The organism is Arthrobacter sp. Soil782 (assembly GCF_001428435.1).
Classification (GTDB): Bacteria; Actinomycetota; Actinomycetes; order Actinomycetales; family Micrococcaceae; genus Arthrobacter_D; species Arthrobacter_D parietis.
Genome location: NZ_LMSO01000001.1, coordinates 443,979 through 458,418, shown reverse-complemented (window position 1 = coordinate 458,418; position 14,440 = coordinate 443,979). Strand labels below are relative to the sequence as shown.

At 64.1% G+C, this 14,440-nt stretch carries 14 protein-coding genes; 7 read left to right on the top strand and 7 right to left on the bottom strand.

All coding sequences use genetic code 11. The features are described from left to right. Both ASH00_RS17190 and ASH00_RS02200 read right to left on the bottom strand, forming a co-directional pair. Window positions 1-216 (bottom strand): DUF222 domain-containing protein (locus ASH00_RS17190; protein WP_157359034.1); only part of this gene is annotated, 216 nt, incomplete at its 3' end. A gap of 84 nt (window positions 217-300) precedes the next feature. Further along, window positions 301-1,026 (bottom strand): ferritin-like fold-containing protein, encoded by a 726-nt coding sequence (locus ASH00_RS02200; protein WP_082565842.1) that lies wholly within the window; start codon window positions 1,024-1,026, stop codon window positions 301-303. A 68-nt stretch (window positions 1,027-1,094) separates the two neighbouring features. Here ASH00_RS02200 and ASH00_RS02195 point away from each other — a divergent pair, with 68 nt between their 5' ends. The 3 genes from ASH00_RS02195 to ASH00_RS02185 all read left to right on the top strand — a co-directional run bounded on the left by ASH00_RS02195 (window position 1,095) and on the right by ASH00_RS02185 (window position 5,405). After that, window positions 1,095-2,609: an RNB domain-containing ribonuclease gene (locus ASH00_RS02195; protein WP_056544398.1), complete on the top strand. Its 1,515-nt coding sequence runs from the start codon at window positions 1,095-1,097 to the stop codon at window positions 2,607-2,609. 295 nt (window positions 2,610-2,904) lie between these two features. Then, window positions 2,905-4,521, top strand: coding sequence for a DEAD/DEAH box helicase (locus ASH00_RS02190; protein ID WP_056544395.1), 1,617 nt, complete (start codon window positions 2,905-2,907; stop codon window positions 4,519-4,521). An 8-nt stretch (window positions 4,522-4,529) separates the two neighbouring features. After that, window positions 4,530-5,405, top strand: a complete 876-nt coding sequence (locus ASH00_RS02185) for a DNA-methyltransferase (RefSeq protein ID WP_082565841.1) — start codon at window positions 4,530-4,532, stop codon at window positions 5,403-5,405. On the opposite strand, the gene ASH00_RS02180 is transcribed toward ASH00_RS02185, so the two are convergent. Next, entirely contained in the window at window positions 5,395-6,240 is an 846-nt protein-coding gene (locus tag ASH00_RS02180) for a PHP domain-containing protein (RefSeq protein ID WP_056544390.1), read from the bottom strand. The genes ASH00_RS02185 and ASH00_RS02180 overlap by 11 nt on opposite strands. Before the next feature lie 117 nt (window positions 6,241-6,357). Here ASH00_RS02180 and ASH00_RS02175 point away from each other — a divergent pair, with 117 nt between their 5' ends. Then, window positions 6,358-7,932, top strand: a complete 1,575-nt coding sequence (locus tag ASH00_RS02175) for an aminopeptidase P family protein (RefSeq protein ID WP_056544388.1) — start codon at window positions 6,358-6,360, stop codon at window positions 7,930-7,932. A 144-nt stretch (window positions 7,933-8,076) separates the two neighbouring features. Here the strand turns inward: ASH00_RS02175 and ASH00_RS02170 are convergent, their stop codons facing one another. Then, window positions 8,077-8,937, bottom strand: a complete 861-nt coding sequence (locus tag ASH00_RS02170; RefSeq protein ID WP_082565839.1) for a general stress protein — start codon at window positions 8,935-8,937, stop codon at window positions 8,077-8,079. A gap of 129 nt (window positions 8,938-9,066) precedes the next feature. Between ASH00_RS02170 and ASH00_RS02165 the strand changes: the two genes are divergently transcribed. The 3 genes from ASH00_RS02165 to ASH00_RS02155 are packed head-to-tail and all read left to right on the top strand — an operon-like array spanning window position 9,067 to window position 12,060. After that, window positions 9,067-10,347: a magnesium transporter MgtE N-terminal domain-containing protein gene (locus ASH00_RS02165; RefSeq protein ID WP_056544383.1), complete on the top strand. Its 1,281-nt coding sequence runs from the start codon at window positions 9,067-9,069 to the stop codon at window positions 10,345-10,347. Continuing rightward, window positions 10,340-10,939: a DUF1003 domain-containing protein gene (locus ASH00_RS02160; protein WP_056544380.1), complete on the top strand. Its 600-nt coding sequence runs from the start codon at window positions 10,340-10,342 to the stop codon at window positions 10,937-10,939. Before ASH00_RS02165 ends, ASH00_RS02160 begins: the two co-directional genes overlap by 8 nt. Further along, on the top strand, window positions 10,936-12,060 hold the full coding sequence (locus ASH00_RS02155) for an Mrp/NBP35 family ATP-binding protein (RefSeq protein ID WP_056544378.1): 1,125 nt from the start codon (window positions 10,936-10,938) through the stop codon (window positions 12,058-12,060). Before ASH00_RS02160 ends, ASH00_RS02155 begins: the two co-directional genes overlap by 4 nt. 35 nt (window positions 12,061-12,095) lie before the next feature. Here ASH00_RS02155 and ASH00_RS02150 read toward each other — a convergent pair whose 3' ends face one another. The 3 genes from ASH00_RS02150 to sigE are packed head-to-tail and all read right to left on the bottom strand — an operon-like array spanning window position 12,096 to window position 14,198. After that, window positions 12,096-12,545: a hypothetical protein gene (locus tag ASH00_RS02150; protein ID WP_056544376.1), complete on the bottom strand. Its 450-nt coding sequence runs from the start codon at window positions 12,543-12,545 to the stop codon at window positions 12,096-12,098. Between the two features lie 41 nt (window positions 12,546-12,586). Beyond that, window positions 12,587-13,558 (bottom strand): anti-sigma factor family protein, encoded by a 972-nt coding sequence (locus ASH00_RS02145; RefSeq protein WP_056544373.1) that lies wholly within the window; start codon window positions 13,556-13,558, stop codon window positions 12,587-12,589. Between the two features lie 4 nt (window positions 13,559-13,562). Continuing rightward, window positions 13,563-14,198: an RNA polymerase sigma factor SigE gene (sigE, locus tag ASH00_RS02140; RefSeq protein WP_082565838.1), complete on the bottom strand. Its 636-nt coding sequence runs from the start codon at window positions 14,196-14,198 to the stop codon at window positions 13,563-13,565. Window positions 14,199-14,440: the final 242 nt, after the last annotated feature.

Here is a 14,440-nt window from a genome sequence, read left to right as displayed (position 1 = left end):
GGCGACGGTGGATACCCGGTGTACGGCGTTGCGGATGATGGTGGCGGCACGGCTGCTCACCGCTCCGGCACTGGCCGCTTCAGCCAGAACAGCCAGGGCMGGTACGACGGTGGCGCCTGGCCCGGGAACCTCGGGCAGGACGTCGTGTCCGAGGCGTAACCGGCGGTTAGCTTCGGTACGGCTGATACCGATTTTCGCCCGCAAATAGTCCGCCAGTGTACTAGTGGAACAAACTTATCCACAGGCCCGCGAAGGAATCGGCAACCGCTGAACACCCCCACACGTCGCGGGTAGCTCCACTCAGGCCGTTAGTCCCAACGAACTCATGCGTCGCGAATGGTTGCGGGTGAGTTGCGCGAACAGCTGCGCAGTCTGCCGTTCCCGGTCCTCAGGAGGGCCCTCAAACAGGAGACCGCCAAGGAACTGGCGTTCGATCCCCACGCGTTGTGCCTGGGTCAGCGCCTCCCCCACCAGGCGGCGTCCCCACAGCGCCAGCCGCGAAGCAAGCCGGGGATCGTCGGAAAGAGCTGATTTCAACCGTGGCTGCAGCAGACCTCCCTGCTCGGCAGTTGACTGGATACGGGCAATCATCTCCCGCGTGTCGTCGTCGAGGTGTTCAGCAAGCGCGGTGTAGAAGTCACCGGAGATCGCGTCAATGACGTAGGCCTTCATCAGCGACTCGTACCAGTCAGCCGGGCGGGTCCGCTCATGGAAGGAGTCGATGGATGCCTGGAAGGGCCGCATTGCCTCTTCGACGTCAACACCGAGGCCCGCAAGGTGTGCGCTGACCATTTCGAAGTGCTCGAATTCCGTCACTGCAAGCCGTCCGAGCGCAGCCCGGTCCCGCAGGGTCGGGGAAAAACGGGCATCCGAGGACAACCGTTCGAACGCCGAAAGCTCGCCATAAGCCATGACACCGAACAGGTCGACAACAAACTGGTTGAGCGACCCAAACCCGGCGCCGTCCCTCTCCGCCGGGGATGCTGGCGAAGGGCTCGACGGGGAAGGCGGATGCAAGGCAGTCATGGGAACAAGGGTACCCGCGCGCCGATTCCTTCCGCTGCTCCAGCTGACTGTGTACTACGGTGGGCACTGTGCCGTATTCTCATCTGGATCTGAGCAACCGGGACTCCCAGGTACAGCTCACCGCAGCGTTGGAAGGCCTCCGGCAGGAACTGGAACTGCGCGCCGACTTCCCGCCCGAGGTATTGGCGGAGGCGAAGGCTGCCGTGGACTCGTTCGTGCCGCCGGAACGAGACCTCACCGGTCTCGGCTTCATCACAGTCGACCCTCCCGGATCAACCGATCTGGATCAAGCCTTCCACCTGGAGCGCGCCGGATCCGGCTACCGCGTCTGGTACGCCATTGCGGATGTTCCCGCCTTCGTGGCACCGGGCGGTGCGATAGACACGGAAGCCCGCCTTCGTGGCCAGACCATGTACGCACCGGACGGCCGCATCTCCCTCCACCCGGAGAAAATCGCTGAGGACGCAGCCAGCCTGTTGCCGGGCCGGAACCGGTCCGCCTTCGTCTGGGAGTTCGAATTGGACGAGGCCGCACAGGTGGAGTCCGTCGTCGTCGGGCGTGCTGTGGTCAGGAGCCGTGCGCAACTCACCTACGACCAGGTGCAGGAAGACCTCGACTCAGGCGGCGCCGCGGAGAACCTGACCCTCCTGAAGGAAATTGGAACCAAGCGCATCGCGCTCGAGAAGGAGCGCGGCGGCGCAAGCCTGAACCTTCCGGAGCAGGAAATCGCGCACGACGGCGAGCGCTACTTCATCGTCACGCGCCCGCCTCTTGCGTCTGAAGACTGGAACGCACAGCTTTCGCTGATGACGGGCATGGCGGCCGCGGAAATCATGCTCGAGGGAGGCGTGGGGATACTCCGCACCATGCCGGCCCCTGACGAGACGTCCCTTGCCCGGTTCCGGCACCAGGCCCGCGCGCTCGGGCGCTCCTGGCCCGCGAATGTGCCCTACGGCGAATTCCTGCGCAGCCTTGACACCTCGGATCCGCGCCAGCTTTCACTCATGCATGCTGCTGCGTCACTGTTTCGCGGCGCCGGCTATACAGCGTTCGACGGCGCTGTTCCCGAGTCGGTTGAGCAGGCGGCGATCGCCGCACCCTATGCCCACACCACCGCACCCCTCAGGCGCCTGGTGGACAGATTTGTCCTGGTGACCTGCGAAGCGCTATGTGCCGGCAGGGACGTTCCCGACTGGGTCCGGAAGGCCCTTCCGGAACTGAATGCTCTGATGTCATCCTCGAACCAGCTGGCTTCACGACTGGAGAGCGGCGCGATCGCTGCCGTGGAGGCAGCATTGCTGAGCAACCGCGTGGGCGAGGAGTTCGACGCCGTCGTCATCACGGGCTCGAAGCCTTCACCGGACGCGTCGGTTAACGCCAACGGTAACGGCGCTCCGCACGGAGTCATTCAGGTCGCTGACCCTGCGGTCGAGGCACGGTGCGACGGCGTCATGACGGCTGGCGATGAAGTGCGGGTCAGGTTGGTCACCGCTGATATCGCCCGGCGGGAATTGCGCTTTGAACTGGTGCGGAGCGTTCGGCAGGAGGAGTCGCCGTCGGAAAGTGAAAGCGCGGCAGGGTAGACTTGAACGCGTAGTAATGGATGCCCGGTCGTTCTAAAGAACTTAGTTCCAGTTTCCGAACGTGGTGGGCCGCAGTTCAACGAACAGGCGGCCTCCCTGCAATCGACCCGCAATACCTACGCGATCTTAGTCTTCCCAGCTCGGAAGCGGAACGTTCCGCTTCCGAGACGCAGTTGTTAGCCCGCGATCGGCTTCCACTGGACGCCCTGCTTCGTCCTGCTCCGAGCGGGCCCCTGTTTTCGGGCCCGGCGTTGAGCCTGCGCGGCGGCAGTGCCTAATCGAAACGGTAGTAAGAGTGACCACAGACAACCACCACCTCCATGCAGACAACAGCGACGACGAAATCTTCGTAGAAGAAACCCTCGTTACCACTGAAGAGCCGCATCAGGAAGCTCCTGAGACCTTCGCTGATTTCAATGTCCGCCCCGATATCGTCGAAGCCCTTGCGGACGCGGGGATCGTGCATCCCTTCCCCATTCAAGCCATGACGCTCTCCATTGCCCTCGGCGGTCACGACATCATCGGCCAGGCCAAGACCGGAACAGGCAAGACACTCGGTTTCGGCGTGCCCGCGCTGCAGCGCGTGGTTGGCCCGTCGGATGACGGCTATGACAAACTTCCCGCGCCAGGCGCTCCGCAGGCGCTTGTCGTCGTACCTACGCGTGAGCTTGCCGTCCAGGTTGCCGCTGACCTGACCAAGGCTGCGGCAAAGCGCAATGCCCGCATCGTCACCATTTACGGTGGCCGGGCGTATGAGCCCCAGATCGAGGCCCTCAAGCGCGGAACCGAAGTTGTGGTGGGCACCCCGGGACGCCTGATCGACCTGTACCGCCAGAAGATCCTGTCGCTCAAGAACGTCCGCATCGTGGTGCTGGATGAAGCCGACGAAATGCTGGACCTCGGGTTCCTCCCAGACGTCGAGACCCTGATGTCAGCAACGCCCTCGGTGCGCCAGACGCTCCTGTTCTCGGCCACTATGCCCGGCCCGGTCGTTGCCATGGCGCGCCGCTATATGTCCCACCCGACGCACATCCGCGCCGCTGACCCCGAGGACGACGGCGCCACCAAGAAGGACATCCGCCAGGTTATCTACCGTGCGCACAATCTGGACAAGGACGAGGTGGTGGCCCGCATCCTCCAGGCCCGCGGACGCGGACGCACCATCATCTTCACCAAGACCAAGCGCACGGCCGCCAAGCTTTCGGAGGAGCTGATCGACCGCGGCTTCGCGGCCGGCGCCATTCACGGCGACCTCGGCCAGGGAGCGCGCGAGCAGGCCTTGCGGGCCTTCCGCGGTGACAAGATCGATGTCCTGGTGGCCACCGAAGTTGCGGCCCGCGGTATCGACGTTGAGGACATCACCCACGTCGTCAACTTCCAGTGCCCGGAGGACGAGAAGGCCTACCTGCACCGCGTGGGGCGTACGGGGCGAGCCGGCAAGAAGGGCACGGCCGTCACCTTCGTGGACTGGGATGATGTTCCGCGCTGGGGCCTGATCAACAAGGCCCTCGGCCTCGACCAGGCGGAACCGGTTGAAACCTACTCCTCATCACCGCACCTGTACACGGACCTTGACATCCCCGAGGGCACCAAGGGCAGGCTGCCACGCGCGCAGCGGAAGCTGGCCGGCATCAACGCCGAGAAGCTCGAGGATCTCGGCGAGACCGGCAAAAAGAACCGCACAAACGACCGCGCGCGCTCCGGCGGCAACAGCGGGCGGCGGGGTTCCGATGAAAAGGCAGGCGGCCGTCGTCGTACCGGTGGGTCCGGCTCAGCCGGTGAGGACCGCCCTGCGGACAGCGGTCCAAGGCAAGCGGACCGGGCTGAAGGGTCCGAGCGGCCCAAACGCAACCGATCCCGTACGCGTCGGCGCAACGGCGAAGTGATCCCCAAGCCCGCTGCAGACAGCTGATCAATAGCGTGGAAGCAACACCGGTCCATCCGGCCTGGCGGCCGGATGGACCCAACCTTGTGGTGCAGGCAGACAACCTGGAATACCTTTCCCGGCTGCCGGACAACTCCTTCGCCATGATCTACGTGGATCCGCCGTTCAATACCGGCCGCGCTCAGCGCCGGCAGCAGACCACGATGGTCCGCAGCGCGCCCGGTGCCGGTGACCGCGTCGGATTCAAGGGGCACAGCTACTCCACCGTCAAGGGCATGCTCGCGAGCTACGACGACGCGTTCGAGGACTACTGGGAGTTCCTTGCACCCCGCCTGGCGGAGGCGTGGCGGCTGCTGGCAACGGACGGAACACTCTACGTGCATCTGGACTACCGCGAAGTGCACTATGCCAAGGTGATGCTGGACGCCCTGTTCGGTCGCGAATGCTTCCTCAACGAGATCATCTGGGCCTACGACTACGGTGCCCGCGCGAAGAGCCGCTGGCCCGCCAAACACGACAACATCCTGGTGTACGTGAAGGATCCGTCCGGGTACTACTTCAACAGTGCCGAGGTGGATCGTGAGCCGTATATGGCGCCGGGTCTCGTCACACCGGAGAAGGTCGCCCTCGGCAAGCTGCCCACTGACGTCTGGTGGCACACCATCGTTTCCCCGACAGGCAAGGAAAAGACCGGCTATCCCACCCAGAAGCCTGAGGGCCTGGTTCGCCGTGCGGTGGCTGCCAGCAGCCGGCCGGGAGACTGGGTCCTGGACTTCTTCGCGGGCTCGGGAACGCTTGGCGCAGTCGCAGGCAAACTCGAGCGGCGCTTCGTCTGCGTGGACAGCAATGAACAGGCAATCGATGTGATGACCCGGCGCCTCCGTCCTTGGTTGGCACCCCCTACCGGATGACACTGCTTCCGGTCGCCATCTCCTCCAGGCGTGCGAACATTTCCGGACTCGTAACGTTCTCCCCAAGCCGGTTCGGCTTGCCCGTTCCGTGGTAATCACTGGATCCCGTCACCAGCAGACTGTGCCGCGCAGCGATGCGTTGAAGCTCCTCCCGCCCCTCCGGAGGATTGTCCCGGTGATGAATTTCCAGGCCGAGCAGACCAGCATCGATCATCTCGCCGGTGGTTGCGCTATCCACGATCCGCCCACGTGCGGACGCCACGGGGTGGGCGAACACCGGAACCCCGCCGGCTTCGCGGACCAGTGCGACGGCGTCTGCCGGGTGGGGTGCATAGTGGCTCACCCAGTAGGGCGAGCGCGCACTGAGCATGTTCGCGAATGCTTCGCTCCGCGTGCCGACAACGTTCAGCGTCACCAGAGTGTCCGCAATGTGTGGCCGCCCGATAGTCGCGCCGTCAGCAACGTGTTCAAGCACGTGCGCCCAGGAAATGGGATAGTCGGCGGCGAGTTTCTCGACCATGCGCTCGGCCCGGGTAAGCCGGGCGTCCCGGGACCGTCCGATCTCAGCGAGCAGCCCCGGGTGCTCCGGGTCATGCAGGTAGGACAACACGTGCACACTGATACCCGTATCGGTGCGGCAGGACACCTCCATCCCGGGCACCAGTACCAGCGACAGATTCCGTGCCTCCTGCATGGCCGCTGCCCATCCGGCGGTCGCATCATGATCGGTCAGAGCGATGACGTCCAAACCGGCAGCTGCGGCAGCGCGCATGAGGTCCGCAGGACTTTCAGTGCCGTCTGAGACGTTGGAATGGGCGTGCAGGTCAATTCTCACCAAACAACTGTACGCCCGCTCCGCTCGTGTCGGCGGTGCCGGATGTTTGGCTCATTTCTCCGCCGGTGGGACCATGGTGGGGTGAGTACAGCAGAGAACACCCCATCGGCAGTAACCATGACCCCGACCGGCACCGGCAGTGACGCCACACCTGTCACACCGGAGGAACAGCCGCTGTCCAGTCGCAACGAGAACCGGTCCCAACGCCCGGATTCTGATGCTTTCAGGGCCTTCATGAGCTCCAGTTGGGCCGCAAAAGGTACTGATCTCCCCGCGGAGGCTGAGGTTGCGCGGTACGCCGCCCAGCGCCGTTTGAAGGTCTCCCGCCAGTTTCCGGGTGAGCGCCTGGTCATTCCCGCCGGGCCGTTGAAGGTCCGTTCCAACGACACGGATTACCGCTTCCGGCCGCACTCCGGATTCGCCCACCTGACCGGGCTCGGCCTGGATCACGAGCCGGACGCAGTGTTGGTGATGGAACCTGCCGGGGAAGGGAAGGGCGACGACGGCGGCAATCACCATGCCACGCTCTACTTCCGTGAACTGGCCGGCCGGGACAGCGCGGAATTCTACGCAAACGCACGCTACGGCGAATTCTGGATCGGTTCCCGGCTCTCCCGCGCGGAAGTACGCGCACTGCTGGCACTGGAAACAGCCGACCTCGCCGATCTCGAAGCAGCGATCACCAAGGACGCGGGTGCCGTCGAAATAGGTGGCATCCGGATCCGTCTGCTGCGTGAAGTGGATCTGAACGCGGACGCACTGGTGGACACCTCCCGAATTAACACCTCCGTGGATCTGGAGGCCTCCGACGAGCTCGACGCAAAGCTCGCGGAGGCCCTGTCCGAACTCCGCCTGATCAAGGACGAGTGGGAGATCGCGCAGATGCGCAAGGCTGTGGAGGCAACGGTGAACGGCTTCCACGAGGTGGTTAAGGAACTGCCGCGCGCCATCACCCATCCCCGCGGCGAGCGCGTTGTCGAAGGAGCCTTCTTCGCCCGAGCACGGGAAGAGGGCAATGACCTCGGTTACGACACCATCGCAGCGTCGGGAAACAACGCCACGATCCTCCACTGGATTCGCAATAACGGGCAGGTGGACGCTGAGGATCTACTACTCTTGGACGCCGGTGTCGAAGCAGACAGCCTGTATACCGCGGACATTACCCGGACGCTGCCGGTCAATGGGAAATACTCCGAGATCCAGCGCAGGGTCTACCAGGCCGTACTGGACGCCGCGGACGCCGGTTTCGCCGCCGCAAAGGTTGGCGTGAAGTTCCGGGAAGTGCATGCCGCCGCTGTGGCCGTCCTGGCTGAACGGCTGGATGAGTGGGGTTTCCTTCCGGTTCCGCTGGAGGAGGCGCTCTCGCCAGAAGGCCAGCATCACCGCCGCTGGATGCCGCACGGCACCAGCCACCACCTCGGTATGGACGTGCACGACTGCGCCCAGGCCAAACGGGAGCTTTACCTGGACGGGACCCTGACGGAGGGGATGGTCTTCACCATCGAACCCGGCTTGTACTTCAAGGACGAGGACCTTGCAGTTCCCGAGGAGTACCGAGGCATCGGCGTCCGGATCGAGGACGACATCCTGATGACGGCGGAAGGTCCGGTCAACCTCAGCTCGGCGCTCCCCCGTGAGCCCGACGATGTCGAAGCCTGGATGGAAGGCATCTACAGCCCGACCGGCGAGTAGTGGTTAGATCCGCACTCACTCGATGAATGCGGATTCAACGAACATGGCGTAAAACGAAGAACGCACGAAAAGAAGAAGGCGGACAGCCGTAGCTGTCCGCCTTCCTTCTTCGTAAGCGCCGGATTTTCACGCGACGCATTCCAGCTATTCCTTGCGGGATTCCTGTGGCTGCGCGTCCTGCACGGCCGGCTCGGCCTGCTCAGGCTGCTCCTTGACGGGCTGGGACTCCACGCGCACTCCGTACTGCGGCCTGCCGTCCGGCAGATCGGGGAACTGGCCGCGGGTGGAGCGTTTGTTGGCGGCCTGCTGTTCCTCGCCGCTTTCAGCGGATTCGGACGTTTCAGCGGACGTGGCGCCGTTCGCCGACTCCGGTGCCTGCACATGCGGCGGCTGGCTCCAGCCCTCCGGACGCTGCGGAGGCTGGACCGGCGGCTGACCCTGCTGCGGGTGCTGATTGTGTTGAGGCGGCGTCCCCCACGGCTGTGACGGCGCGCCGGCAGCTCCCTGGGGGCGCGAGTTCATGGGAAGCTGCTGGAGCATCCGCCGCGCTTCGCCTGCAACTGCGGGATCGACGAGAACGTCGTAGCTGGTGGCCACAACCTGGCTGGTGGAGGTGAAGTCACGCTTACCGCGCTGGAACGCATAGGCGATCACGCCGAACAGTACCCAGAAGACGGCGCCGAGCGCCATGGAGGACAGGATCGGCAAGTACGTCGAGTCCCCGCCGAAAAGCGTCAGGATAAAACCGACGAACAGACCAAACCACGCGCCGGTCGCTGCGCTGGCGAGGGCAACCCGCGGGTAGCTGAGCCGTCCGGTTACGCGTTCCACGGTCTTGAGGTCATTGCCGATGATCGAAACCTGCTGCACCGGGAACTTGCTGTCTGCGAGGTAGTCCACCGCCTTCTGCGCATCCAAGTAGGAGTCGTACCGGCCAATGGTCTCGCCCTTCGGCAGCGTACGGCCCTCATCGCGTGAGGCAGTTCGTCCAAAAACGTTTGACATACTTTCATTGTTGCCTAGATACCTCCCACCGTGTCGCCGTATCGCTCGCGGTGAACTTCACCGTCACCATGCTGTGCGGGCTGTCACGCGATACGGCTCTGGTGCCGCAACGGCAGTAGCCTTGAGGATGTGAGCAGCAACCCAACGCGCGTATTCGTGGCACGCCTACTGGGCCTGGACGTTTTCGACCCGCTCGGAGACCGTCTCGGGCGCCTTCGTGACGCCGTCGTGCTGGACCGCGGGCCAGCGGTTGTGCCGCAGGTGGTGGGCCTGGTGGTCGAGGTTCCCGGGAAAAAGCGCGTCTTCGTGCCAATGACACGCGTCACGTCCATCGACGCAGGGCAGGTCATCTGCACCGGACTGGTCAATCTCCGCCGCTTCGACCAGCGCGGCGCGGAGCGGCTCGTGGTCGCCGAGGTGTTCGACCGCAGGATCACACTCCGCGACGGCAGCGGTGAAGCCACAATTGAAGACGTCGCCATGGAGAAGGACCGCTCCGGCGACTGGCACGTGTCCCAGATTTTCGTTCGCCGCGGCGGCCCGCAGTCACGGCTTCGGGGCCTGCGCCGCGGTGAGCGGCTCATCATCGACTGGCTCGACGCCTATCATGGCGCTGCAGATGAGCCGCAGGCGGCAACAACATTCCTGGCCCAGCATGATGACCTGAAGGCCGCAGACTTCGCTGACGCCCTCCATGAAATGAGCGACAAGCGCCGCATTGAAGTGGCGGGCGAGCTCCAGGACCAGCGCCTCGCTGACATTCTCCAGGAACTGCCCGACGACGACCAGGTGCAGATTCTGTCGTCGCTCGACCGGGAACGGGCGGCCGACGTACTGGGAGAAATGGATCCTGACGACGCCGCCGACCTCCTGAATGAACTGCCGGAGGACCAGAAAGAGGAGCTGCTTCAGCTTATGGAGCCGGATGACGCGAAGGACGTCCGCCGCCTCCTGCAGTACGAAGAGGACACTGCGGGATCCCTCATGACGCCCGTCCCGGTCATCCTGCCTCCGGAAGCCACCGTTGCCGAGGCTCTGGCGCACGTGCGCAGGGAGGAGCTGACACCGGCGCTGGCGTCCTCCATCTTCGTCTGCCGCCCGCCGCTGGAAACTCCGACCGGCCGCTACCTCGGCGTGGTTCACATCCAGCAGCTGTTGCGTTATCCGCCGCCGGAGCCCCTGGGCAATATCGTCGATACCGATCTGGAGCCCGTCAGCGACCAGGCGAATATCAGCGAGGTTTCCCGGATTCTCGCAACGTACAACCTGAACTCATTGCCGATTGTCAACGGCGATGGCCGATTGGTGGGGGCGGTGACCGTTGACGACGTTCTGGATCACCTGCTCCCTGAAGACTGGCGTGCCCAGGATGTCACGCCCGACCTGACGCGGGGAGGCACAAATGGCTGAGAGAACCAGAACTGCAACCACGAGCGGCCTGGACACACCGCGCGAAAGCCGCGCCCGGTTGCTGCCCAGGCTGCGCCCCAACCCGGACGCATTCGGAAGTGCAACCGAGAACTTCGCGCGGTTCATGGGCACGCCGCAGTTCCTCTTTTACATGACGGTGTTCGTCGCCGTGTGGCTGGCCTGGAACAGCTGGGCTCCCGAGGACTGGAGATTCGACAGCGCAGCGATCGGCTTCACGCTGCTCACGCTGATGTTGTCCCTCCAGGCCTCCTACGCCGCTCCGCTCCTGTTGCTGGCCCAGAACCGCCAGGATGACCGCGACCGCGTCTCGCTGCAGCAGGACCGGCAGCGCGCGGAGCGCAACCTCTCGGACACTGAATATCTCACGCGGGAAATTGCGGAACTGCGCATCGCCCTGCGCGAGGTCGCCACACGGGACTTCGTCAGATCCGAGCTGCGCTCGGTCATGGAAGAACTGCTCGAGTCAACAGACGGGCAGGATGCACCACCCCAGCGCAGGTCCAAACGCAGGGTCTCCGACGCCACCGTTTCCCTCCCCCAGGTGCCGCCGGTGCGCAAGGACCGGCAGTGACGCAGGAATCTGCGGTCCTCGCTGCGCTGGGGAAGGTTCTTGATCCGGAGCTACGGCGTCCTATCACCGAGCTGGGCATGGTGGAGGGCATTACAACGCACGACGACGGCGCCATCACCGTACGCGTCCTGCTCACCATCGCGGGATGTCCGCTTCGCGACACAATTACCCGGGATGTCGAAGCAGCGGTTGGTGGACTGCCCGGCGTCACCGGAGTATCGGTGGAGTTGGCCGTGATGACCCAGGACCAGCGCGACGCCCTGAAAGAGCGGCTGCGCGGCCCCGGAGCGAAACGTGGGATCCCTTTCAATGAGCCGGGCTCGCTCACGCGGGTTCTTGCCGTTGCAAGCGGCAAGGGCGGAGTTGGCAAGTCGAGCGTTACGGTGAACCTTGCGACGGCGATGGCTGCGCGGGGCCTTCGGGTCGGAATCGTGGATGCGGACGTCTACGGATTCTCGGTACCGGGACTGATGGGGATCCGCCAGTCTCCCACAAGGGTGGACGAGATGATCCTGCCTCCGGTGGCGTATGGGGTCAAGGCAATCTCGATCGGCATGTTCGTCGCCGGAAACCAGGCTGTTGCATGGCGCGGACCCATGTTGCACCGTGCTCTGGAGCAATTCTTGCAGGATGTGTATTTCGGTGATCTTGATGTTCTGTTCCTGGACCTGCCGCCCGGGACAGGCGACATCGCTATCTCCGTGGCGCAACTACTTCCTGACGCCGAACTTCTGATCGTCACGACTCCCCAGTCCGCGGCCGCTGACGTCGCAGAACGGGCGGGCTCCATGGCCGTGCAGACTGGGCAGAAGGTTGCGGGGGTCGTCGAGAACATGTCATGGCTCGAGCTTCCCTCCGGTGAGCGTATGGAGGTGTTCGGCAGCGGCGGCGGCGCCGAGCTTGCGCGCCGACTCACCACGACGGTCGGGTATGACGTCGCTCTGCTCGGCAGTATCCCTCTTGAACCTGCGTTGCGGGAGGGCGGGGACAAGGGGCAGCCCGTGGTTCTGGCACGGGGTACCGGAGCGTCAGAGGAGTTGAACCGGATTGCTTCCGTCCTGGCCGCGCGGCCCCGCGGGCTGAGCGAGAAACTGCTGAAGGTTACCCCGAAGGGAACCTGAGCCGTTCCACGACGCAAGATTTCCTGGGGAGCGCTTCAAGTGGCCTCGTGATCATAAGGGGCGGCCTGACCGGCGCTCAGGCGTGGGGGGCTGACCGGAGTCTGCGCCGGTGCGGTGCCCTCCGGCGAGTTGACTGAAGCTGCACCGTTCGCCGATGCTCCGGATGAAGCTGCGATCGAGCGGGACTGGGGTTTCGAGCCGGTTTCACTGACGGGTTTGATGGCGTCTTCGATGTCATCAAGAAGGGCCTCCTTGATGATGCGCCGCGGATCATACTGGCGTGGATCGAGCTTGCGCCAGTCGACGTCGTCGAACTCGGTGCCTACTTCTTCACGAAGTTGTTCGCGGGCTCCGGTGGCCATCCGGCGCAGCCCCTTGACCAATTGCGCAAGTTGGGAAGCGTATTCGGGCAGCCGTTCGGGACCAAGGACGATGACAGCGATGAGCGCCAAAAGAAGGAACTCGTATCCGTTGATTCCAAACACCTTCGAAGCCTACCTGCAGGACAACCCTGAATCTATTCACGTCACGGCGCCGGCTGCGCCAGCTTCCCAAGCCCGCGGAGGATGCGGCTCAGGGGGTCGCTCGGTGCATCCGGGCGTGAATAGGCCAGCTGGGAGTGTTCATTGAACATCAACTGGCTGACCGCACGCGGCATGTCGGCGACGGGCAGGGTGGAGACCACCGTGTACGTGGCGGAACCGGAATCGATCACAAGCTGCCAGGCGCGTCCCGGATGCAGCCAAACCGTCTGCTCTGCCCCGCCGATCTCCTCGAATCCATCCTCCTCGACGGTGTTGCCGGTTGCCGCATTGACCGGAGCGGCCTCCATGCCCTGGGTCCCGCCGCGCTGTTCGTAGATGGTCAGGGAATGGCTTCCGTCGGAGAGTTCCAACTGCAGGGTGGGCCTGCCTTCGATCTCAAGCGCTTCAGCGCGGACGAGATCGAAACCGAGCGTCTGCAACTCGGGACAGAACCAGCCGTCGTCACGCAGCTGGTCAATCTGCGTGGTGGTCAAAGTGGCCGGCGCGGCTGTTGCCACGGCCTGGAAGCTTTCCGTCACCGACGCTGAACCGCCTGCAGCCGTCAGGTCACCGGCGTTCACCTCCGATCCAAGCGCGTACGCGGCCGTGAGCGTTGCTACTGCGGCGACGGCGAGTCCGCTGCTCACGGCGATGACGGCACGGTTGCGGTGCATGAACGGCTCGTCGACGGGGACGCTCTCATCGAGAGTGAGGTGTGTCGCCGAAATTCCAGCAGCCCGAGGCTGAGACACATCACCCGATTGCTCCGTGGATCTGCGCAGAATACGCTCGAACAGCTCCTCGGAGGGTCCAGGGGTGGACGTGCTCCTCAGCCGCCGGCGGATAGCCTGTTCCTGCTCCACGACTTCGTGGCACTGGTTGCAGCGAAGCAGGTGCTTCTCGACGGCGCACTGACGAGCCAGACTGAGCTCGCCCGCCACATAGTCGATCAGGAAACGGGTTGGGTGGCGCATGGATCTAGCGGGCACCTGCTATGCGCGGCAGGCTGAGGCGGGGTGGGACGGATTCGGACTGCCGGGGATCCCGGTGGGCAAGCTTCTCCCGAAGGATGGTGCGGCCCCGGTGGATTCGCGAGCGCACAGTACCGAGCTTGACGCCGAGCGCACGGGCAACTTCGTCATACGGAAGTCCCTCCAGATCACACAGGACAACAGCAGCACGGAAGTCCGGCGGCAGCTCCTCAAGGGCCGCCTGTACGTCGAGGTCGAGGTTGTTGAATTCGAAGCTGCGTTCCGGGCTGGGGTGGGTGCTCGGCAGGCGATTCTCGGCATCATCGGCAAGCCCATCGAAGCGGATGCGATTCTTGCGCCGTGCCTGATCCAGGAAGAGGTTGGTGGTGATGCGGTGAAGCCAGCCGTCCAGCGTTCCGGGCTTGAAGTTAGCAAGCGAACGGAACACACGCACGAAAACCTCCTGCGTGAGGTCCTCGGCATCATACTTGTTGCCAGTCAGCCGGTATGCAAGCCTGTAGACCTTTGGAGAGTGATCCCTGACCACTTCCTCCCATGTCGGAGGGATCCAGTCGGATACCTCCTGATCGTGCTCTCCGGTTGTGGCGTTCCCTGCTGGTGCCACTATGCGCGAAGTAGACATCGACCTTCTCCTCTCGCCCTCGATTGAATGTGCGCGACGCCCGCCTATAGAGCCGGCACCGCATGCATGTGGTATTCGGGGCTTTGCCTCTTTTGGATGCCTCGGATCGCATCTCTTGCATATCCATGGTGCCGGATGTAGCTGAAAGCCCGCTGAATAAATGGCACGAGTCTCCGGGGCGCGGCTGTCCGGAAACGGCGTTACCGGTGCCCATCCCGGATCGGCAGTAGGCTGGAACCGGC